28 protein-coding genes are annotated in these 22352 nt (G+C 41.3%); 27 read left to right on the top strand and 1 reads right to left on the bottom strand.

The genetic code is table 11. From position 1 onward, the window contains the following. Positions 1–8 precede the first annotated feature (8 nt). The 21 genes from HII30_RS18230 (at position 9) to pgsA (ending at position 13214) form a co-directional block, all read left to right on the top strand. The gene (locus tag HII30_RS18230) at positions 9–479 is read left to right on the top strand and encodes a hypothetical protein (protein WP_169506476.1); all 471 of its coding nucleotides are present in this window, start codon (positions 9–11) and stop codon (positions 477–479) included. Beyond that, positions 476–913: a hypothetical protein gene (locus HII30_RS18225; RefSeq protein ID WP_169506475.1), complete on the top strand. Its 438-nt coding sequence runs from the start codon at positions 476–478 to the stop codon at positions 911–913. The genes HII30_RS18230 and HII30_RS18225 overlap by 4 nt, the downstream gene beginning before the upstream one ends. Positions 914–1058: 145 nt before the next feature. After that, complete coding sequence (locus HII30_RS18220; protein ID WP_246246679.1) at positions 1059–1541, top strand: RNA polymerase subunit sigma; 483 nt, start codon at positions 1059–1061, stop codon at positions 1539–1541. Positions 1542–1584: 43 nt separating this feature from the next. Further along, positions 1585–2067: a hypothetical protein gene (locus HII30_RS18215; protein ID WP_169506474.1), complete on the top strand. Its 483-nt coding sequence runs from the start codon at positions 1585–1587 to the stop codon at positions 2065–2067. Positions 2068–2071: 4 nt separating this feature from the next. Further along, on the top strand, positions 2072–2599 hold the full coding sequence (locus tag HII30_RS18210; protein WP_169506473.1) for a dihydrofolate reductase family protein: 528 nt from the start codon (positions 2072–2074) through the stop codon (positions 2597–2599). A gap of 35 nt (positions 2600–2634) precedes the next feature. Beyond that, a complete protein-coding gene (locus tag HII30_RS18205; protein ID WP_169506472.1) occupies positions 2635–3483 on the top strand; it encodes a P-loop NTPase family protein in 849 nt (282 codons plus the stop codon). Beyond that, positions 3480–3881 (top strand): zinc ribbon domain-containing protein, encoded by a 402-nt coding sequence (locus HII30_RS18200; RefSeq protein WP_169506471.1) that lies wholly within the window; start codon positions 3480–3482, stop codon positions 3879–3881. The genes HII30_RS18205 and HII30_RS18200 overlap by 4 nt, the downstream gene beginning before the upstream one ends. Before the next feature lie 513 nt (positions 3882–4394). Beyond that, on the top strand, positions 4395–5213 hold the full coding sequence (locus HII30_RS18195; protein ID WP_169506470.1) for a GNAT family N-acetyltransferase: 819 nt from the start codon (positions 4395–4397) through the stop codon (positions 5211–5213). A 120-nt stretch (positions 5214–5333) separates the two neighbouring features. Further along, positions 5334–6074, top strand: coding sequence for a GNAT family N-acetyltransferase (locus tag HII30_RS18190; RefSeq protein WP_169506469.1), 741 nt, complete (start codon positions 5334–5336; stop codon positions 6072–6074). Between the two features lie 27 nt (positions 6075–6101). Next, the gene (locus HII30_RS18185; RefSeq protein ID WP_169506468.1) at positions 6102–6401 is read left to right on the top strand and encodes a hypothetical protein; all 300 of its coding nucleotides are present in this window, start codon (positions 6102–6104) and stop codon (positions 6399–6401) included. A 2-nt stretch (positions 6402–6403) separates the two neighbouring features. Further along, a complete protein-coding gene (locus tag HII30_RS18180) occupies positions 6404–6928 on the top strand; it encodes a GNAT family N-acetyltransferase (protein WP_169506467.1) in 525 nt (174 codons plus the stop codon). Continuing rightward, complete coding sequence (locus tag HII30_RS18175; RefSeq protein WP_169506466.1) at positions 6925–7440, top strand: hypothetical protein; 516 nt, start codon at positions 6925–6927, stop codon at positions 7438–7440. The genes HII30_RS18180 and HII30_RS18175 overlap by 4 nt, the downstream gene beginning before the upstream one ends. 15 nt (positions 7441–7455) lie before the next feature. Continuing rightward, on the top strand, positions 7456–7893 hold the full coding sequence (locus HII30_RS18170; RefSeq protein ID WP_169506465.1) for a hypothetical protein: 438 nt from the start codon (positions 7456–7458) through the stop codon (positions 7891–7893). Between the two features lie 546 nt (positions 7894–8439). Further along, entirely contained in the window at positions 8440–8961 is a 522-nt protein-coding gene (locus tag HII30_RS18165; protein WP_169506464.1) for a nucleotidyltransferase family protein, read from the top strand. Between the two features lie 29 nt (positions 8962–8990). Beyond that, a complete protein-coding gene (locus tag HII30_RS18160) occupies positions 8991–9959 on the top strand; it encodes a phosphotransferase enzyme family protein (RefSeq protein WP_246246671.1) in 969 nt (322 codons plus the stop codon). A 36-nt stretch (positions 9960–9995) separates the two neighbouring features. Beyond that, positions 9996–10577 (top strand): phosphotransferase, encoded by a 582-nt coding sequence (locus tag HII30_RS18155; RefSeq protein WP_169506462.1) that lies wholly within the window; start codon positions 9996–9998, stop codon positions 10575–10577. Continuing rightward, entirely contained in the window at positions 10555–10863 is a 309-nt protein-coding gene (locus tag HII30_RS18150) for a hypothetical protein (RefSeq protein ID WP_169506461.1), read from the top strand. Before HII30_RS18155 ends, HII30_RS18150 begins: the two co-directional genes overlap by 23 nt. A 15-nt stretch (positions 10864–10878) precedes the next feature. After that, positions 10879–11448 carry a GNAT family N-acetyltransferase gene (locus HII30_RS18145; RefSeq protein WP_169506460.1) on the top strand — a complete coding sequence of 190 codons (570 nt, stop codon included), beginning with the start codon at positions 10879–10881 and terminating at the stop codon, positions 11446–11448. Between the two features lie 32 nt (positions 11449–11480). Continuing rightward, positions 11481–11678: a GNAT family N-acetyltransferase gene (locus HII30_RS18140; protein WP_211184674.1), complete on the top strand. Its 198-nt coding sequence runs from the start codon at positions 11481–11483 to the stop codon at positions 11676–11678. 389 nt (positions 11679–12067) lie between these two features. After that, the gene (locus HII30_RS18135; RefSeq protein ID WP_169506458.1) at positions 12068–12526 is read left to right on the top strand and encodes a GNAT family N-acetyltransferase; all 459 of its coding nucleotides are present in this window, start codon (positions 12068–12070) and stop codon (positions 12524–12526) included. A 94-nt stretch (positions 12527–12620) separates the two neighbouring features. After that, positions 12621–13214: a CDP-diacylglycerol--glycerol-3-phosphate 3-phosphatidyltransferase gene (pgsA, locus tag HII30_RS18130; RefSeq protein ID WP_169506497.1), complete on the top strand. Its 594-nt coding sequence runs from the start codon at positions 12621–12623 to the stop codon at positions 13212–13214. Here pgsA and HII30_RS18125 read toward each other — a convergent pair. Next, positions 13211–14083 (bottom strand): helix-turn-helix transcriptional regulator, encoded by an 873-nt coding sequence (locus tag HII30_RS18125; RefSeq protein ID WP_169506457.1) that lies wholly within the window; start codon positions 14081–14083, stop codon positions 13211–13213. The genes pgsA and HII30_RS18125 overlap by 4 nt on opposite strands. A 134-nt stretch (positions 14084–14217) precedes the next feature. Here HII30_RS18125 and HII30_RS18120 point away from each other — a divergent pair, with 134 nt between their 5' ends. From HII30_RS18120 to HII30_RS18095, 6 genes are all read left to right on the top strand, one after another. After that, complete coding sequence (locus tag HII30_RS18120; RefSeq protein ID WP_169506456.1) at positions 14218–15729, top strand: L-fucose/L-arabinose isomerase family protein; 1512 nt, start codon at positions 14218–14220, stop codon at positions 15727–15729. A gap of 69 nt (positions 15730–15798) precedes the next feature. Continuing rightward, the gene (locus HII30_RS18115; protein ID WP_169506455.1) at positions 15799–17610 is read left to right on the top strand and encodes a sensor histidine kinase; all 1812 of its coding nucleotides are present in this window, start codon (positions 15799–15801) and stop codon (positions 17608–17610) included. After that, positions 17588–19105: a response regulator transcription factor gene (locus HII30_RS18110; RefSeq protein WP_169506454.1), complete on the top strand. Its 1518-nt coding sequence runs from the start codon at positions 17588–17590 to the stop codon at positions 19103–19105. Before HII30_RS18115 ends, HII30_RS18110 begins: the two co-directional genes overlap by 23 nt. Positions 19106–19199: 94 nt before the next feature. Continuing rightward, the gene (locus tag HII30_RS18105) at positions 19200–20528 is read left to right on the top strand and encodes an ABC transporter substrate-binding protein (RefSeq protein ID WP_169506453.1); all 1329 of its coding nucleotides are present in this window, start codon (positions 19200–19202) and stop codon (positions 20526–20528) included. A 77-nt stretch (positions 20529–20605) separates the two neighbouring features. After that, positions 20606–21505, top strand: a complete 900-nt coding sequence (locus HII30_RS18100) for a carbohydrate ABC transporter permease (RefSeq protein WP_169506452.1) — start codon at positions 20606–20608, stop codon at positions 21503–21505. Continuing rightward, the gene (locus HII30_RS18095) at positions 21495–22337 is read left to right on the top strand and encodes a carbohydrate ABC transporter permease (RefSeq protein ID WP_169506451.1); all 843 of its coding nucleotides are present in this window, start codon (positions 21495–21497) and stop codon (positions 22335–22337) included. The genes HII30_RS18100 and HII30_RS18095 overlap by 11 nt, the downstream gene beginning before the upstream one ends. The last annotated feature ends 15 nt before the right edge of the window (positions 22338–22352 follow it).

Raw genomic sequence — 22352 nt, 5'->3', positions numbered from 1 at the left:
GATGTTTATTGAAAGAAAAGTATTACGTATTAAGAAAATTATCTGCTGCAATATTATCTTCGATACTATTGTCTCTGTTGTTAGCTAGTAACTTCTATATGTCAATTTCACGACAAAATGAAGATGTCTCACCTTGGACTTTTCAAAGCTTGTTGTTTGTGTATTTGATCTATTCTTTACCTGTCATTTTGATAGGCGGGACGTTTTTTTCAATATTAATTGATCAAATAATAAAATATCTGAAGATCAGTATCACGAATATCTTACTCAGAGTATTGGTCTATACAGTTGTTTACGCAGTTGGTGGTTTAATTGTTATTACGATTCTCTTGTTTGTTGTGATTGGCGGAAGTTACGTTGAAGACATCAGGAGGAGTCTCGGTTTTTACATCATAGGTGTTGTCGGTGCATTAATATATTTATATTTGGATGAAGGACTTCGTGCAATAATAATGAGGCGAAAGAGGGGAATCAAATGAAAGAAATTCAATTCTCGATCGAAATTGCTGCCCGTAAAGAAGCAGTATGGAGTACGCTTTGGGAGGACGCAACGTTTCGGGACTGGGCAGACCTCATTGATGAAGGCACATATATGAGCGGAGACCTGATCGAAGGAAATGAAATTCAGTTTATATCATCCTCAAGTGGTTATGGTGTGACAAGTCTGATCGAAACACTGAATCGAAATGAATATGTTAAGTTTAGGCACAAAGCAGATACAAAAGAAAGCGGACAACTTGAACGTGATAAAGAGTGGAGTGGCGGTACAGAAAGTTATTATCTAAACGAGATTAATGGAGTCACTACGTTAACGGTTAAAACCGAAGTTCCGCAAGAACTTGAGGAAATATTTAATGACCGGCTGCCAAGAGCGCTTGAGCGAATAAAAACACTATCGGAAGAAACCAGGTAGTTTTGCACGAATTTGATGGAATCACCATCAATCAGACTGAACTAAGATCATTTAACACATAACTTTTTTGACTAGATCGCGTTTAGATAGAAGAGGGGAGGTAAATACACAAATTTAATAAACCTTTAGGATAGGAGTTTTGATAATGAAAATAGTAGCTGTCTTTCTTTGCTTTACTTTAATGCTGGTAACAATCGGTTGCAGCAAATCTGATGAAAGTGCAGATTTAACATTTCAACTGAATGAAACAGAACAAAAAGCTTACGACAGCTTGAAACAACAGCTTGATGATAATGCACTGCAGAACCTTGATCCGATGAGTGTTGCCAAGTTATATGTTACGGCAAGATACGAGGCAGAGCATGATATTGCTTACTTCTTATACACGCAAAGAGAAGATCACGTCGCGTGGACAAAGACTGAGGATCAGCAGATTCCGGAAAAGGACCGGGGAACAAAAGAAGACATTGCGGCCAAATTTAATCATATCGAAAATGGACACTTTGTAGAAACCAGCAATTATCAGGGACACATCGAATATGATGCTGAGCCTGGGGAGACTTCAGGTTTTCAAATGATAAAGGATGAAAGTGGTATCTGGAAGGTATCATTCATGCCGCTGCAATAATATTGTCTGTATGAATAATGACTCCGCTAAATGAGGAGGGATCATGAAATCAAAACTGCAGTTGTTCGTTTCATTGACAATTACGTTCCTGATTTTTAAACTCGGACATTCCATGACGACAACTCCTGGCCGTCCATCCGGTAATGGCAATCCTGCAATTCTGTTATTCTTACCTCTGTTCATTATGTTAATTGTTTTGATTGTGCAGTGGTGTAAGGTACTGGACCATAAAAAGTTCCACATGAGAACATTGATTATACTGTCTGTGATTTGTATTGCTCACCAAGTGATGGGTGTGTATTATCAGATCATCCGTTATCGCAGCTATCGAGATTATCTGGCGGAAGTATACAAGCAGCAGTTTGGCGAAATCGATTGGCATTACATTCATTCCATCACAGCAGGTCTCTCCATTCACATTAACAACCAATTTTTCAACACCAATACATATTTTATGTTTGTTAGTTTCTCGCTGCTGATATGGTCACTAAGTCAAATTATCATGGAGATACAAAAGAGGAGATGATGTCATGAGACGAGTGAGATACCAGGTTGCGTGCAGTCTGGATGGCTTTATTGCAGGTCCGGGAGATGATTTTGATTGGATTATACCAGAGCCCGAGTTTGATTTTAAAGCACTTTATGATCAGTTCGATACGATTCTTATGGGACGCCGGACATATGAGATCGCACATGCTGCAAGTGACTTTTCAGGTAAACAAGTCATCGTTGCATCGCAATCACTTCGGCAGGAGGATCATCCCGAAGTCGAGGTAATAAGCACAGGACTTCAAGAACGGATCATGCTGCTACGTTCACAGCCCGGCAGGGATATCTGGCTGTATGGTGGAGGGCATCTGCTATCTCAACTGCTGGAATGGAATCTGGTGGATACCGTTGAACCTGCGATCATACCGATACTTTTGGGCGGCGGGGTCCCGTTGCTTGCTCCTAACGGTGTGCGCCGGCCGTTATCGTTGATCGGGCAGCAGACATACCCAAGTGGAATGGTGCTTATGGAATATAAGGTGGAAAAGTCGTCAACCGATGGCGAGTAAAAACAAAAGGTTCACATCACCGAAATGATCACATCATGAACACAAAATTAATTCTCATTGAGGGCTTACCTGGATCAGGTAAGTCCACGATCGCACATATGGTATTTGATATATTCGCAGACCGTGGTGTTGAGGCGCAGTTATTTCAAGAAGGGAATGTAGATCACCCTGCTGATTACGAAGGCGTGTCTTTTTACAGGCAGGAAGAATTTCATCAGTTGTTGTTAGAGCTTGAAGAATCCAGAGATATGTTAGCGAATACGTCCTTAAGCTACGGAAATGACTACTTGATCCCGTATCGAAAGATACAACATGAACTCGGAACTGATTTTCCAGTTGAGCTGCTGCACGCACTATTTAAAAAAGATATCTATGAGCTGCCCTTCTATGAAAACGTGAGGCTAATTACAGAGCGCTGGAAAAGCTTTGTGAAAGATGCTCTTCAAGATGATACCATTCATATATTTGAATGCTGTTTTATACAAAATCCATTAACGATAGGTACCGTGAAATATAATGTGCGGCAAAGCGAAGTTATGGATTATGTGTTTCAGCTGGAAGAACTCATCAAGCCATTGAATCCTTTGTTGATTTATATTGACAAGCAGGATATCCGATCTGTTTTTGAGAAAGCAGTACATGAAAGGCCACAAGAGTGGGCCAACGGATTCATGGAGTATTACACCGGGCAAGGATTCGGTCAGATGCAAGGGTATTCCGGGTTTGACGGGACTGTTCAAGTTCTGCAAGAAAGAAAGAAGATTGAACTGGAAATCTATGATTTATTGAAAATAAATAAGCAAAAGATTGATAATTCCCAATACGATCTAGCGACGTGTAAAGAAAAAATAAAAGAGATCCTGGGAAAGGAGATCAGCACATGATCGAATGTCCTTGGTGCAGCTCAAAAGTAGAGTTATTTGAGAATGTATGTCCGGAATGTAAACACGAGGTGCTTATCGACCGTGAGGGCAATGTTATTTTTGAAACTCAAGAGGACTTTGAAGGAACTCAGCCAGGAGAGGAATATACGGATGTAGATATCAGCGAAATCATAATACAAAAATTTAAATGTTCTAAATGTGGCCAAAGAGAATGCGATGTGAATGAAGTTGCTATGACCGGCACTGGATTAAGCAAGATTCTTGATATTCAATACAACCACTACTTATTCGTAACATGTGAGTTCTGTGGTTATGTTGAAGTATACAATCCAGATGTTTTATTGCGTAAGAAAAGCGGATCAGTAAGTACTGTATTAGATATATTGTTCGGGAATTGATGAAAGAATCATGGATAGGCTTGATATATTAATTGATAAATTAAATGAGCCTAAAGACAGAACATAGTAAATATCACTCGAGGAGGACGTAAAATGACCTTTTTAATTATTGTGGTTGTGATTGGATTTGCCGGAGTCATTAGCAATCAGTATTCAAGTCTCGGCAGGATGCAATCTATTCAAAACTCATTAGATGATCTTAACGAGAAGCTAAATGAAATAGATCGATCGAAGTTCTGAACATCAAATTTTATGAAATATGATAGGTATTTTTGAAAATATATCCGCAGCGTCTTGTTGATAAGAGAAAGGATAGATACATTGGGAATTATTATTATGCTGGCTGTTTATTTAGCGATTGGTATCTTTAGTGTCAAGATTGGAATAGACAACTCTAGGAACAACCAACAAATGAAAGAAATAGTAGAAGAACTACAAGAGATTAAAGAAATTTTAAGGGATCGAAACTTATAGGTAATATTTGAATATCACTGTTTTATGAGGAGAAATGTCATGGAAGCACTCATTCCATCCAGTGCACTGGTCAGGGACATAGAATTATCTGAACGTGAGTACATGTATGATCGAATGACCGCCATCCAGAATAGGATCGGTAACCCTGAAGGAATTGAAATCGTCCAGTTTGGTAGTGCGCTCTGCTTATACAGTAAGACGATGCCATGGGGGACATTTAATACTGTCAAAGGTATTACAAGTCATGATTTAGAATATATTCAGCCGATCATCAATTTCTACCAAGAGCGACAACGAAAAATACAATTTGAGGTTGTTCCATCGATCGTAGATGCTGGTTTTCTTAAGATGTTATCCGATCATGGTTTTTATCAAACCGGGGTTCATACCTCAACCGTGATGGAGCCACGGATATTTGATGAACAACTCCCAGAACATATATGTATTCATGAATTGAATGAAGATCAATTTGAAACCTATGCCATGATTCATTGTAGAGGAACAGGCTTACCTGATGATGGGATAGCACCTGTGGCGGCAAATAACAAGGTTCTTTTACACCGACCAGGTTGGAAGTTCTTTATGGCCTATGTCCATGATGAGCCGGCAGCTGTGGCTGTGATGTATTCAAACCATGCTATAGCCTCTCTAACCTTCGCAGCTACATTACCCGCCTTCAGAGGAATAGGGCTGCACCAATTTCTTTTGAAAAGAAGAATTGAAGAAGCGAAACGAAACGACTGCAGACTCGTTGTCGGGCAGTGCAGTTTCTTATCCCAAAGTCACCGGAATATGGAGCGGGTTGGTATGAAGATTGGGTACATCAGAACAACGTGGACGAATGATGAAGGTGTGTAATCCAGAACAGGCACATCACAGAAAAGATTATAAAATAAATAAGACATACTATGTTACAGGCATGGGCGTTAAAACGAGAGAGTTTAGGTGAACTGCTATTCATGCCACGGAGGATGCTAAATGTACAAAAATATTGAAGAAATGACGCTGAACGCATGGCCTTCCTTGCAAACCATGGTGTTAGACGGGTGGCTTCTCCGTTTTGCAAATGGGTATACCAAGAGAGCCAATTCCATACAACCGATATATACAGGCACCGAAAATTTTAACCGAAAAATTGATCTATGTGAGGAAATGTATGCCGAAAAAGGACTTAGGACTATTTTTAAAATAACACCCTACACATTTCCAATCTCTCTTGATGAACAACTAGAAAAACGAAACTATGAGGTTATTGAACCATCAAGTGTTCTAGTGAAGAAACTAACGAATTTAGAGAAGCCTGCAATACATTCAATTTCTATTAGTGAAGAGGTTACGAGCGAGTGGTTGGATACATACTGTAAATTTTCAAATCTCGATAATGAAAAAGCCTATATTCATAAGGCTATTATAAATAACATCATTACCAGAAAGGTATTCGTTATCTTGTATATTGAAGGATTGCCCGCTGCTTGCGGGTTAGGGGTTGTGAATGGAGATTATGTTGGACTTTACGATATTGTGACAAGCGAGCATCATCGAAGAAAAGGGTACGGAAAACAAATGATTTTACATATTTTACAGTGGGCTCAAAGACAAGGAATCTCCAATGGTTATCTTCAGGTCGTGAAGAATAATATGACGGCTATTAAACTCTATAAGAGTCTTGGATACTCTGAGATTTATGATTATTGGTATCGTGTTAAGCCGATCACATGAACAAATAAATGAATAAGGAGTTCTCATATGAAGTTGAATAAACGGTTGATGATCGAATCTGTAATTGTCTCGATGATAATGATGCTTTTTTACACTGGCTGGAATGTCATTAAGGGAATGATGTTAACAAAAAACCATGTCCCCGATATCTTGAACCAATATAAATCGGTTGACCATCTGCAGACAAAGGTTTCATTTGGAACAGTGTACGCAGGTGGCTGGGAAATGTGGATGATTGGATTTGCTTGGTTTACATTTCTAACAATAACTTACTATGCGATCCGTGTCGGGTTTAAACGTATGTGGAGAAGTGAGGAGTCATCGTAAACATGAATATACAGCCAGTTGATATTGTAAGAGTTGAGGAAACTCAAAAATCAGTTTTAAGACAACTGATAGAGCTCTATGAGTATGATTTTAGTGAATTCAATGACCGTGATGTAAACGATTACGGATTATATGATTATAAGTATTTTGATTATTACTGGACAGAACAAGACAGACATCCGTACTTTATCAAAGTGGAGAACAAGTATGCCGGATTCATATTGATAAATAATTACTGCTATCTACAGCAAGGCGCAAAGGCTAAGTCGATCGCTGAATTTTTCGTGATGCGTAAATACCGCCGAAGAGGGGTTGGCCAAAAAGCCGCTGTGAAAATATTCGATATGCATCAAGGTGATTGGGAAGTGCTTCAACACGGCAATAACGAGGGATCTAAGTTTTTCTGGAAAAAAGTCATTGAGGAATATACAGATGGTGCATTTGAATTATTAGAAGTAGATACGGAATTCTGGAAAGGTCAGGGATATATTTTTAATAATGTATTTCGTAAAGGAGAACTGAATTGACAAGAAAAACGAAACTGATTCTTCTCGTATCTTTAGGACTGAATGTAGTACTGATTGCAATTACAATCTGGGGAATGATGAAATTAAATTTTGTGAAAGAGCAAGTTATTATCAATCAAGTTCAAGAACATCTAGTGGAGTTAGAAGGTTTAATTGCTCATCAAAGCCGACACCAATGGTCTGATCCTAATTTGGTTACAACTAAACTAGGCGATGTGTTGAATGGAATTTTACAAAGTATCCGTACGGGTGAACTATTAGGAGTTCTTTCTCAATCTGAGAAACAAATTCTTACTGCTTTGTATAGTAAATTTAGGCTTTACCCTCATGATGAATTGTACAAGTTCGTTGATTTAAGCGAAGAGGACAAACATGATTATGAACTATTACGTCAGACGCTTCGTGAAGCAGAGTTTGGGTTGAGAATTGCTATGAATGATAGTATGGACTCTTTTATGAAGAAAGCGAAGATTTTAGAACAAACAATTCTCATGCCATCGCGGGCTCGTTAAAAGTGGGAGGACAGCATGCCGGTTCATGAGTTTGTAATTGAAAACAGATCTGACGTCGAAAACTCTTCTTATTTAACATATACCCGGGATTCTAATGGTGATTTGTACAGGGAGGGTTTAATTGTAATTGAATACACCTCTATCGATGATGAATTCATTGAGTACATAAATGATTCACTGAATTGGATTTCTACATGGAATCCTAGCACAGAACAGAACGGTATGGGATTAAACCATATAGGAGTTACGCTTATTGATGGAAGCAATCTGATAACATTTAAAGGAATTATTCAATCATGGGCTGATATGTTGAAATATGCCCCCCAAAAAATAATCTTGAATCGAAGTTATTGTATATTGAAATCAGATTTACTAAAGAAGTTAGGAAAGCTGGTCCACTTGATTGAGAGAGCTGAGATTGAAACGAAATGCATATTGCATTTAGGGATATAATAATTTTCAAGATAATAGTGTATTTCTTAAATAATTCAGCTGTCCATCCCAAATTTTATCTGACCTTAGGCTATCGGTTACCGGTTGTTAGATGTATAATCATGGAAGGCAGGAAAGATTATTCAACGATGAAAGGGAAGAGGGGATCGCCGGATATGAAGCGGGTTCAAATCATGTTTAGAATGTTTTTGAATGAGCCATTATGGTTTAAGTTTCTAATCATTTCATGTTTGTTAACATCTTTAATCTTCAGTAATTCGCACTTCAATGATTATTATCAAAGCATATCCAAAATTGCGGCAGCTGTCTTTTTTTGTGTGTACGGGTTCAGGTTCAAGAGTAATGTGCGGATTTTTACGGTCTTTATTCTATTATCGCTCTTATGTTTGTACCTGTCCTGGATCAGTCTAAGTAGTGCTTTATAAAGCCTCATCTAATGAGGCTTTTCATTTTATATGGCTAACAAACTAAACAGTAGAATAGTTTAAATTTTCAATTTTTAACCCGGGAGTTGAGATTATTCTGGACACACAGTTAATCGATATCATGAAGAACAGTGAATATGTGATGAGAGACCTTAAGCTCGTCAGACAATTAAACCTGACGCATTGGTACATTGCCGCAGGCTATGTACGAAACCGGGTATGGGATCACCTGCACGGACATTCCATGTTAACTCCACTAAATGATATTGATGTCATCTTCTATGATCACGAGCATATCGATGAGGATAAGGAGAAGGAGCTTGAAAATTGGCTGAACCAACAAACCAACTCATCGATCTGGTCCGTAAAGAATCAGGCTAGAATGCATTTGAAAAACAATGACAAACCGTATAACTCAATTACTGACGCTATAAGCCGATGGCCAGAGACCGTTACGGCTGTAGGAATCACGCTCTCGAAAGATGACGTTATCTCTATTATTGCCCCGTATGGTCTTGAGGATCTATTCAATCTAAGAGTACGCAGAAGCCCACTTTTCAAGGATCAGCTTTATTACCAAAAAAGAGTGGCCGGCAAAGAGTGGAGTAAGAAGTGGCCGAAACTACATATTGATTGGAATTGATACGATTGGAGAAACAGATCAAAGAGCTCATGAATGAGCAGATCCTTGAGAAGGCTGCAAAATCTTTTGGAACAGAATTATCCGATTTAAAGTATGTGGGTGGATTTCAGAATTTCGTCTATGAATATACCAAGCTGGGAAATCCGTATATTTTAAGAATCACCTACAGCTCTCACAGATCAGCAGATCAAGTTAACGGGGAGCTAGAATGGGTTTTGTATCTTGATCAGCATGGTGTTTCTGTCAGTAAACCAATCCTTTCCTGTTCAGGCAGCTATGTTGAAATTGTTAATCTTGAAGGCTCATATTTCGTGATTGCTTCATTTGAGAAAGCGCCGGGAAGCAAGATTTTTTATCCAGAATGTATGAATAATGATACGCTTTCCGAGATGTGTGGGGAAATAACCGGTCGCATCCATGAGCTATCCAGAAGATATGTACCAAGCAGACAGAAATTTAAGCGTCACGAGTGGACTGAAAACTCTTATCTTAAAAATATAAAGAGATTTATTCCTTCGGATCAGGAGCGGGTGATTGAGCAATATGAGCAGCTCGTAAGTGAAATTCATTTACTGAAAAAAGAACATACATACGGACTCATCCATGGCGACATTAATGTAGGCAACTTCCATGTGGATGATCAAAAACTAACACTTTTTGATTTTGATGAGTGTCAATACAGCTGGTATGAAGAAGATATTGCCGTTCAATTATTCTACATTGTTTATGTCGTGCTTAACGATTCGATCCCAGAGAGAGAAGAACAGGCACGGAGATTTTTGGAATACTTCCTTAAAGGGTATCAACGACACACTGTCATGAGTGAAGTGTCACTTTGTAATTTGAGTTTGTTCCTAAGACTGCGGGAATTCATTGTGTATATCGGAATGCATCGAAGCTTTGATTTTTCTCAGTTAAATGATTGGACAAGTACGTATCTTAAAGAGAGCCGGGACAGACTGGAACAAGGAGTGTCCATCGTAGAAGATTTTTTGTGAAGAACGGCAGTTCAGCATAATAATTTATATTGGAGTTTGTACAATTATAAAATAGGGGATTATACAATTCACTTTCCAGTTTCTTACTCTACACTATCTCAAGAAGCACTAAGAAAATATGTTAGTGAAACTTACGGATTAAATAATATCGAAGAATTCAGTTATTTACTGCGAGGAATGAACGATACATACCTGGTTAAAACATCGAGTGCTAAATATGTGTTTAGAATATATAGAGCAGATCGAAGAATGGATGTGGGTGAAGTCGCTTTTGAAATCGATCTGTTAAATTTTTTGAATCAGCGAGGAATTCCGGTGTCTCTGGCAGTCGCAGATCATAGCGGGCAGTTCATTCAGATTTTGAAAGCCCCGGAGGGTGATCGTTACGGAGTTCTCTTTACATTTGCGGAAGGATTGGAGAAGCCAGTTAATGATGAAAAAATCAGTTATCTGTTTGGTAAAGCAGTGGCGGATATCCATAAGGCAGCCGACGACTTTACTTCGGAATTTACCAGACAACCCTTAGATCTAAAATATCTTTTGCATCAATCTATGTCATGGATCAGGCCTCATCTGAATCATAGAAACAAAGATCTTGAATGGCTGGAGAGCTTATGATATTGCTGAGTTTCGATTAGCACGTGAAGTTCGTTTAGGTCATGACAAGGAGTTGCTGGAACAGCTCTGGGATGCCTTTGTTAAGGGATATATTTCGGTAAGGGAATTGTCTGCAAAAGATTTAAAAGCCGTCCCTCTCTTTGTTGGTGTAAGACAGGTATGGCTGATGGGATTATGCTTTAAGGACGCTCATATCCACGGAAGCATTGATTTTGGTGATGATTTTATCGATGATAAACTGCACTTTTTTATGAATATTCAAAAGACTCTGTCGTCCAATAAATGATAAGTAGGTGAACATATGAATGTTGAAGATATCTTTAAAGAACTGCCAACCCTGAATACGGAAAGGCTGAGACTTAGAAAGTTGAAGCTTGAGGATGAGCAGGATCTCTTTTCATACTGTTCCAATGATGCGGTGGCCAGATATACAACCTGGTATAAACATCAAACCATAGAGGACACCCGAATATATCTGGATATGGTGTTGAACCAATACAATAGTCATAAGGTTGCTCCGTGGGGGATCGAAGATACTTTGACAGGACAGATTGTCGGAACCGCTGGATTTGTTGCATGGGATATTAAAAATTCAAAGGCTGAACTAGGATACGCGTTATCTCAACAATACTGGAATCAAGGCTATATGTCGGAAGCCATCAGAGAGATTATCAAATTTGGCTTTGAACACATGAAATTAGTAAGAATTGAAGCAAGGTGCCATCCGGACAATATTGGCTCATCACGAGTTATGGAAAAAAACGGATTACTATTTGAAGGGATTCTACGAAAACATATTTTTGCTAGAGGAGTTCATGAAGACGTAAAGATGCATGCGATCATCAAAGACGATTTTAACAAGGTGGAATGAAAGGGTTTATTTATCTTGACTTGCAGAAATGCATGGAAGGTTTCAGAGCGGACAGCCGCAATGTACAATCTCATAAAGCGATTTTACGCATTGGTGCTCAGCAAGAGGGCATTCTTAGAAAATACGGTATCATGCAGGATGGTTACATTAGAGACGCCAATATCTACAGTATGATCGATTCGGAGTGGGATGCAGCCAAGGGTCGTTTTGAGAGGGAACTGCTGAGATAATTTTGCTTAAACTAGAGCATAGGGGGGAGCATTGTTGGATATGGAACATTCATTTCAACTATCGCCGAGTGAGTCATACAAGATGCCTACATGAACCGGGCACCAAAGAAATATAGAGAACAGGCAATGACAGAATGTTTGAAAGATTGAGACCGGAGTGATGAAATGAAATTTTTAGGGATTTTTGTATTAAGCATAATTATAGTCTATGTGCTATTGGCTTCTGGCATTTATGGATTGATTATTGCAGGTGGGATGTTTGTTACTTATATGTTTTACTCAATTTCATTATTGAGAAAAATCAATGATAAATTGAACAAAGAAACCTCAATAAATGATAATCAATAAGCAATTTCACCAATATCGGATATGGATAGGAGATGCATGATATGAAAAATTATATTCACGCTATTCAAGCTACCAGGGATGATTTAAATCATGTGGCAGAACTGTTCAATCAATATAGATTATTCTATGGCCAGGAATCCACACCTGCAGATGTATTACCGTTTATACAAGAACGAATGGTCAACCGTGATTCAGTCATTTTTATAGCAAAGGAAAGCTCATCCAACCGATGTGTAGGATTTACTCAGTTATATCCCTCTTTTTCATCGATTTCGATGCAGAGAACTTGGATTTTAAACGATCTCTATGTGGAGGAAGATTTCAGGGGAGCAGGGGTGGGCAGATTATTGATAGATAAAGCAAAAGAACATGCTGAACAAACCCAATCCAAAGGCTTGAATTTGGCAACCGCCGCAGATAATCTACGAGCCCAAAGCTTATATGAACATTATGGATTTATCAAAGATGAACATTTTTTTCATTATAGTCTGAATGTATAGGTTACAAGAAGCTGCAAAAAAAAGCTGTTCAGCGATTATGATTGATAGATACAAGGTTACTCTTCATTTCACTTTATATAAAAGGAGCATGCATATGAACCTTGCCAATAGAATCACAGTTATAAGAATTGCACTCATCCCCTGTTTGATCCTTCTGCTGCAGCCATACCCGCAATGGCTGGAGAGCCAGAGTGCATTGTTTGAGCACTTGAATCAGTGGGGGATGTACTACGCGGCTGCTCTTTTTCTGATAACAGCTGCCACGGATAAACTGGATGGATACATAGCTAGAAAATATAGAATGGTCACCAATCTCGGGAAACTATTAGATCCTCTGGCTGACAAATTGCTAATCTCCGCGGCATTGATCATGCTTGTGTTACTACAGCTCGTTCCATCTTGGATGGCTGTTATTATAATAGGCAGAGAAATCATTATCACAGGCATCAGGTTAATTGCATCTTCCAAAAAAATAGCGCTGGCAGCAGATCGGCACGGAAAAATCAAAATGGTGTTTCAAGTGATCGCAATTGCCGCTGTTATGCTGCAGAATTATCCTTTCTCACTTTTCACGGGGTTGCGGGTAGATATGCTGCTAATGCTCATTGCTGTAACGTTAACTATATATTCGGGATTTAATTATATTAAATTGAACTACAAGAAACTGGAGCTGGAACAGCAATGTTAACTATGCTGCCTCCATTTCTTTCGATAAGATAACGGCGTCATGCTCTCCCTGGCCTTGAACAGGTTAATAAAGTGTGTGGCATTGTCGATTCCGGATAAACGCGCGATTTCCGCTATTGAATATGCCGAGTAAGTGAGCAGTTCTTTCGCATAGGAAAGCCGGTTGCGAATGATATATTCATTCGGCGTGATGCCGGTGTATTTCTTGAAATCCTTGGATAATTGAAACTTGTTTAACGCGGCCATGGAGGCAAGTTCCTGCAGGGTAATCTTGTCTCTGAAATGCCGGTCCAGATAGCTTGTAACAATATCAAGCCACTCGGGAACGGTTGATGAACCAAGGGTGTTCGTGATTGTGGATTGCAGGACTTCCGTTATCATATCCATAATGATCTTGGAGCTCTGAATGTCAGTCCGGATATCTTTGCGCTGCTGAATGTCCAGAATATCTCGTATGAAATTAGGGATGGGTGAATCATTTCCAGCTGGAAACACAACCGGATTCTGCTGTTGAAAGCACTCATAATAGGCTGCACACATAGGTCCATTAAAGTGGATCCACAATATTTCCCACAGTTCATTGGGGTCCGTTTCGTACTCATGATGCTGCATACAATCAATGAAGAAGGCTTGTCCTGTCTCCAGGGTATGCCGCTGTCCTTCATACTGCAAGTAACCTCGGCCGGAGAGGGTGCAGCAGATGAGATAGGAACGGAGCGACGCTCGTTCGGTCCGGTAAGCTGGAAGTGTACGGAAATGACCCACCTCCTGAACATACAGAAAATGAGATTTGGCAAAATGGCTTGGCATGGCAAACAGCCGAATCGAATCTTCATCCCACGCACAGACGGTTTTCTCTATAAATTCCATGTCTTACTTCCCTCCTCTAATTCTTCTTTTGCTTCATCAAGATCCTATGATTTTTTGTCAATATCCTTGGATGTTATTTCAATTGTAAGCCATTACAATGACATTATAAAGGCAATAGTCAGGAGGATATAGGCATGATAAAGACTAATCAGCTTTCTATGATTAAGCCAGCAAAGCGGGCAAGAATCGGACTATATTCCATTGGACTTAAGGCTTATTGGAGTCAGTTTCCAGGCCTGAAAGAGCGATTAGAAGAATACGGACAATTTTTGGCCGAACGTATGGGCCAATGGGCAGAGGTTCACTACTACGGGATGGTTGATGAGGAAGGAGAAGGGCGGAGAGCAGGTGAATGGTTTGCTGCACGACAGGTGGATCTCGTATTTTGTCACTCGGCTACCTATTCGACCAGCTCCACCGTGCTGCCTGTTCATCAGCTATGTAAAGCTCCTGCTGTCATTCTGAACCTGCAGCCGACAGCCCGAATTAATTATGAAGCATCTACGACAGGAGAGTGGCTCGCACACTGCGGCGCTTGTCCCGTGCCGGAGATTTCAAATGTATTTCAGCGGAGCGGTATCGTATTCCGCGTGATTAACGGGCTGCTTGGATTGAACTATACGCCGGCGATTTCTCTGACAGACGAGAACACGGCGCAGCGCAGAGAAGCCATTTCTGCATGGAATGAGATTGAAGAGTGGATCCGGGCGGCTGCGGTAAAGCGCAGTTTGCAGCACAGCAGATTCGGATTTTTGGGCAATACATACAGCGGAATGCTGGATATGTACAGTGATTTTACGATGGTACAGGCTCAAACAGGACTCCATATTGAAGTACTGGAGATGTGTGATCTGGACCGAATGATGAAAGAAGTTACCGCTGCGGAGATCAAGATGAAGCAAGAAGAAATTCAGCATTTTTTTCAAATTAGCGGTAATTCGCCATCAGATCCGATTGCGAGAAAGCCAACGGAGGAACAGATGGACTGGTCGTGCCGTGTGGCTGCAGCGCAGGAGCGTCTTGTCCGGGAGTATGACCTGGATGCACTAACTTACTACTACCATGGGGCCCCTGGAGGCGCCTATGAGAAGCTGCAGGGTGGATTCATTGTCGGCCACTCACTGCTTACCGCGAAGGGAATTCCCTGTTCAGGTGAAGGCGACCTGAAGACAGCAGTAGCGATGAAAATATGCGATCTGCTGGGTACCGGCGGAAGCTTCTCCGAGATCGTGGTCACGGATTACGAGAACAAAAGTATTCTGCTCGGTCATGACGGACCATTCCATATTGCACTGGCCAGCGGCAAACCGATTCTGAGAGGTATGGGCATGTATCATGGGAAGCAGGGTACGGGTGTATCCGTCGAAGCCAAAGTTATTACCGGTCCTATAACTACATTGAACGTTACACAGACAGTTGACGGGAAATTGAAAATGATCATAAGCGAAGGGGATTCCATTGACGGGCCGATCATGCAAATTGGCAACACCCAGACTCCGGTGAAATTCCGTAAGCATCCGGATGATTATATGCAGCAATGGTTCGGAGAGTCGCCTACACATCATTGTGCATTGGCAGTAGGGCATCATGCGTCAATATATCGCAAAACTGCAGAGTTATTGAACTGCGCCCATGTGACCTTATGATCTATTGATCAATTTAGGGACCGGCTGAGCTCGAATTGAATTCGTGTGAAGCTGGTCTTTTTTAAATGAATGAGACTACTTTACGACGGTAATGGAGGGAATTATGTGCAAAGACTGCAGGACTTGTCTCTGGGTAAAAAGCTGCTGCTGTATCTTGTGTTGTTTATTATCATCCCTCTCATTACAGCAGCGGTTCTAATCAATTCGAAAGCGACAGGCGCTTTGTACAATAAAACTTATGAGAATGCGATCGAGGTGCTGAAGCAGACCCGTTTTAACATTGAGAGCATGACAAAAGAAATAGAATATATGTCTTTGTCCATTTTATCGGACGAATCGATGCAGGATTTCCTGCGGAATTATGATCATACGTCGCCGCTTGAAATCGAGATCCATAAAAACAGATTGTATGCAGCTTTCAATGAGCCATTTCAATACCTGCTGGATTCCAGGCCCTACATTGATTCCATCAGTTTGAACCGACATGGCAGGATGCTCTTTCAGTATGGTGACATGGAGGAGGATGGGAATGAAGAGTTTCATGAGCAGGCTTATTCTCTGAAAGGAATTCCCTTCTGGACTTCTGTCTATCCTTTCAAGAGCCGCTTTAAAGCGAATCAGAATAAGCAGGTCATTTCCTTCGTACGTGTGATCAATGATCTGGATACGTCCAAACCACTGGCAGTGCTTAAAATTAATGTGAATGAATCCACGCTGTCCAAACTGTATTCCGATATCCATCATTGGGATGAGGGAACGATCTTCATCGTGGATGCATCCGGGAATATCATTTCTTCATCAGATAAAACACAGCTGGGTCAATCCATTACAGATCAAAAGTATTATACACAACTGAATAAGCAGAAGAGCGGGTACCTGAAGTTTTCCGGGGAGTCAAAGGACTGGGTTCTGTTTCATTACGAAGTTCAAACGACAGACTGGAAAGTGGTCCAGATCATCCCGGAAAAACAATTGATAGGCCCGGTCGGAATTATCAATTTATTTATATTTGCAGGGATTATCATTTGCTTGATATTCGGATTGATTTTCTCATTCATTCAGCACAAAAGCATCGTGAGTCCGTTAAAGCGGCTTTATATTGAGATGAACAAAGTAAGAAAAGGAGACTTTAACGTAAAATTACCGATCACGAAGCAGGATGAAATCGGAAGAGTCAGCTTTATATTTGTCGATATGATCAAGCAAATACAAGAACTGATCGAGCGAGTGTACAAAGGCCAGATACGGGAACAGGAGTCTCAATTAAAAGCGCTGCAGGCTCAAATTAATCCCCATTTTTTATACAATACGCTGGATTCCATTCGCTGGACCGCTGTGAAGAACAAAGACTTCGCGGTGAGCGAACAAATTGAGGTGCTGGCCGACCTGTTCCGGCATGTCTTAAATCATGGAGATACATTTACGACGATTCAGCAGGAAGTGAAGCATCTGGAGGATTATATGTTTATACAAAATATTCGGCACGGAAGCAAGATTGAATTTGAATGTACGGTAGACCCGGAGCTGCTGGAAGTGGCAATTCCGAAGCTGATCCTGCAGCCGCTTGTAGAGAATGCGACGCAGCATGGCCTGGAGCCGAAAATGGGACAGGGAAAAATTCATGTGTTGATCACAAGGAAAGCAGATGAAATACAAATAGTCGTTGAAGATGACGGAGTAGGGATGCCAGAGAATCATATCTGTCTCGGAAATATGAATACCGAAGGCTATGGTATAAGAAACATTCATGAACGAATTCAATTAACTTACGGTGAAGGATATGGATTAAATATCAAGAGCGAACCACATGTTGGCACCAAAATTGTTATCAATCTTCCATGGAGGGGAGAGCGTTCGAATGAAACTGCTAATCGTGGATGATGAAGTGCATATCCGGGAAGGCATTCGAGACGGCATAGACTGGAATACGCTCGGTTTTGAAGAAGTCGTTGTAGCAGAAAACGGCATTGAAGCGCTGGAGCTTTTCCATCAAATCAAGCCGGAGCTGGTCATTACAGATATTCGTATGCCGGGGATGGACGGGCTGGAATTATCAGAGCGAATTCGCAAAGCCTCAAAAATTACACAGATTATTCTGCTCAGCGGGTATTCCGAATTTGAATATGCCAGATCAGCTTTGACCATTGGCATTCATTATTATGAGCTGAAGCCTGTAAAGCTCAGACATTTAATTCAACTGGTAAAATCCATAAAAAATGAGATTAAGGCAGAGCAGGAACAGCAGCAGGAGGTTATACACTACCGTAAACTAAAACTTTGGAAGATGCTGGAACAGGAAGATTACCAGAACCTGAACTTCCTTGGAAAAGAGCTGTTTGAATTGTTCGGCTTTGACCCGAAGGGCATCTTCGTGCTGTCAACGTTTGCTGCTGAAGAGAAGCACACGGTTTTACGTCTGGAAGAAGTCATGAAAGAAACAGGCTCACCAATGATCTTTGCGGTGCAAATGGAGACTAACGGAGACACCAAGTTGATTCTTCAGCCTAAATTTCATGGAAATGCGCTGCAAGAGACGTATCAGTTCCTGCATGAGGTTAGAAACAAAGTGAGACAGCAATGTGGAATCTCTTTATCTGCGGGATTGAGTTCGACTGGAAAGCTATCACAATTCAAGCAGTTAGTGGAGGAATCGGCCACTGCTCTAGCGTCTAGAATCATAAAAGGAAACGGGATATACACCTATCAGAAGAAAAATATCGATGAGCACCGTCATGTCCTGATACGGAAGGAAAAGGAGCTGCGTGACAGCATATCCATGCTTCATTTTACTCCTGTGCAGGAAATCATTTATGAGGAATTTTCCAGGCTCTCAGAAGAGGCAGGTTTAACGCTTGATAAAGTCAGAAATATGACGCTCGATCTGGTCAATATATTGATTCGCTCACTGCAGGGGCTCCATTATATAGATGCACTGGAGATGCAGTCCTTCAAGCATTTTCAAACGATGAACGAATATATGGACTGGGTTCTGAAGTTGTATCAAAGTAAGCTGGAAGATCTGAAAACAGTACAAAATGTAAAGCACAGTCCCATCATCATAAAAGCCGTGCAGTACATCAAGAAAAATTATAAGGAATCGCTTACGATTGAACGGCTGGCCGATGTTCTTGCCATTACGCCGAACTATTTCAGCCATCTGTTTAAGAAAGAGACCGGTGTGCCATTTAATGAATATTTGAACCGTTTGCGTGTAGAGGAGGCCAAAAAACTGTTATCCTCCACGGATCTGATGGCTTATGAAATCCCCGAAAGGGTCGGATTCCAGAACTATAAATACTTTCTTTCTGTGTTTAAAAAGTACTCAGGACAGTCGCCCACGGATTATCGGAAGCAGTATTCCTGTATTGAACTGTAGTTTATTAGGAACAAATTGTAGATTTCATGCCTCCTGCCAACAGGCAGAAGGAACTTATAATGAAAGCGTAATCAATTTGAAAGGGGTCGTTATCATGAGTATGAAAAGAGTCGGATTATCCATCATGCTGCTGCTCTGCACAATCTTGCTGTTATCCGCTTGCGGAGGGGACAGCGGCAATGGCAGCCAAACCGCTAATGGAGGGAATAACGGCGGCAATACTACAGAGACTCCAAAAGAGGAGCAGAACGAACCGCCGGCACAGAAGTCAGATATTAATTTTTACGGCAAGATCGTTGAGTTCACTTCAGGAGAGCCGATGGTGGCTGCGTTACAAGACAAATTAAAAGATAAGTACAATATCAACGGTATTCAAGTGGACTGGGCGAATCTGGAAAAGGTCGTTAAGACAGGTATCGCCTCCGGAAAACCGGCAGATGTGTATCAATTCTGGCCGCAGCAGATGACGACTTTTGTCGAGAACAACCAAGCGCTGGACTTGACTCCTTATCTGGAAGCCAATGACGGTGAATGGCTGAAAACACTGAATCCAGCACTGATGGAAATCGGGAAATACGATGGTAAATACTACAACGTTCCATTGTCTTCTAATTTCTCCGTTATGTACATCAACAAAAATATCTTTGCCGATGCTGGCATTGAAGTACCAGATCAATGGACTTGGGAAGAATTTATGGCAGCCGGAAAGCAGATTCAGGAGAAAACAGGTGTGCATCCTTTCGCCATCGGCAAGGATCTTCAAGCCTGGTTATATCGTAACGGTCTGCTGAGCTTGGCGAAGACAGAGGATAAGCTGGAGGATTTGGCTGCAGGTAACATTCCTGCCAATGACCCGATCTATGTCAAACCGCTGCAAAATATCAAGCAAATTTATGATGAGAAAATGTGGTATCCGGGAGAAGGGGCGATTTCAACTTCCCGGGATGAAGCACAGGCTGCATTCTACCAGGGAAAAGCAGCGATGCTGGGCGAAGTAGCAACCAATGCAACATCGATCGTTGAAGGTGCCGGAAACTTTGAAGTTGCTGTTGTACTGTGGCCTTCCATGGGAACAGAGAATGCTTTTCTGGGCGGCGCAGATGGTCTGTTTATCCCGGCAAATGTGAAAAATCCTGATGCTTCCGTTGAAGTGCTGAAAACGTACCTGAGCGAAGATATTCAAAAAATCCATGCAGCAGAAGGGTACGCTACGGCAAACCTGAATGTTGAAGTATCCGATCCTGTCATTACGAACGTGATGCAGAACGCGGTATACATCTATCCGAAAGAAATCACGCAGCTCAGCCCTAGATTAAATGATTACATTGAAAAGGAAGCGATTCCTGCTTATGTGCTCAGCGGCGCGACAGATCAAGAGGTTGAAAAGCAGTTCGAGAAGTTTATCTCGGATGCCAAGAAGTAACTAAATACAAAGTAGCAGATAGGTGTGAGCGTCAGCTCACCCTATCCTTTCTGTTGCCGATTTGGAGGGAACTCGGGATGAACGATACTCGATCATCATTGCAGCGAAAAACAACATTTACGGGTCTTTTATTTCTTCTTCCGGCGCTGACATTCATTCTTTTTTCCATATTCATTCCAACTGTGTGGAATTTTCTTCTTTCGTTTCAGGAATGGGACGGCTTCCAGCAGTATCGATGGGTTGGAATGGCCAATTATGTGCAGGCGTTTGAAGACCGTGTGACGAGAAACAGTTTATACAATTCGATATTCATAGCTGTAATATCTACATTTTTTGCTGTAGTTATCGGTATTGCGCTCGCGGCACTGATCTACCGTTTGGGGAGAAAAGAAGGGGCGGTCTACAGACTGATTCTGTTTATGCCTTCCATGCTGCCGATTGCTATTATTGGTTTGCTTTTCACGTTTATGTATAACCCCGAGATGGGTCTTGTCAATGCGTTTCTGAGAGCGATTGGAATGGACTCGTTCGCCAAAGCATGGCTCGAGAATAAAGATACCGTGCTCTGGTCCATCGTCATTGTAGGGATCTGGCGAATTGCCGGATTGACGATGATGTTATGTTTTGCAGCTATACAGAACATACCAGCATCCCTGTTCGAATCGGCCCGGCTGGATGGAGCAGGCTTTATGAAACAGTTTTTTCAACTGGTGCTGCCGCTGATTAAACCGATCGTGCAGTTATCTGCAGTGTTTACACTTGTTATGCAGTTCAAGACGTATGACCTGGTATTTGTCATGACGCAGGGTGGACCAGGGAGTGCTTCCAAAACGATTCCGCTGCATATGATCGACACGGCATTTACTTATAATGAATTCGGTGTATCTGCAGCGATGGGATTCATATTGACGGTAATCGTGGCCATCATCATCCTGCTCACGTCAAGGTTGTTAAGAGGTGAATACTATGAGTACTAATTCAATAAGCACCGAACGAAAAACGGCTTCTTTTCATCGTATCATTGTGTTAGCGTTTATCCTGATTACTATTTATCCGATTCTATTCGTCGTATTAACCTCGTTAAAAGAAACCGAAGAGTTTTACACGAACATATGGTGGCTCCCGGAAAAAACGGCATGGGGGAACTTTAAAGAAGCATGGGTGGATGCTAGGATTGGCGAGTATTTTGCTACCAGCCTTTATGTTGTCAGTATCAGCTTGTTTCTCATCTTATTATTCGGCGCATTGGCGGGCTACGCATTGGCCAGATTGGAAGTGCCTTTCTCAAAGACTATTCTATTTCTGCTGCTGTCGACCACATTTCTGCCGTCGGAAACGGTCATTATGCCGCTGTATATTATGATGAGCAAATTGGACTTGGTTGGGACGGCAGCGGGTCTGATTATTCCTTATACAGGCTGGGGTCTTCCTATCACGATTTATATTTTCTATGGATTCTTCAAGTCTTTGCCTTCGGAACTGCTGGAGGCGGCCAGGGTGGATGGATGTACGGAAATGAAAGCATTCGGCAAAATTATTATCCCTCTCATGATGCCGGCCGTGGCTACATGTGCTATATTCGGATTTGTTGGACTTTGGGGTGAGCTGCTCTGGGCTTCGATCGCGTTATCCATGTCGGATCTGAGAACACTGCCGTTCGGCATTATATCTTTCCAATCTCAGTTCGGGACGGACTGGGGACCGATGTCCGCAGCGATTTGTCTGATTTTGATCCCGCTGATTGTATTCTTCTTATTTGTTCAGAAGTATTTCGTACAAGGTATAACGGGAGGGGCGGTGAAAGGGTGATTCTTGCTTCGGTAA

Origin of the sequence: Paenibacillus lemnae (assembly GCF_012933385.1) — a bacterium.
Lineage (GTDB): Bacteria > Bacillota > Bacilli > Paenibacillales > Paenibacillaceae > Paenibacillus_AQ > Paenibacillus_AQ lemnae.
Note: the sequence above shows the minus strand (reverse complement) of the source record. Positions and strands in the feature narration are given on the sequence as shown.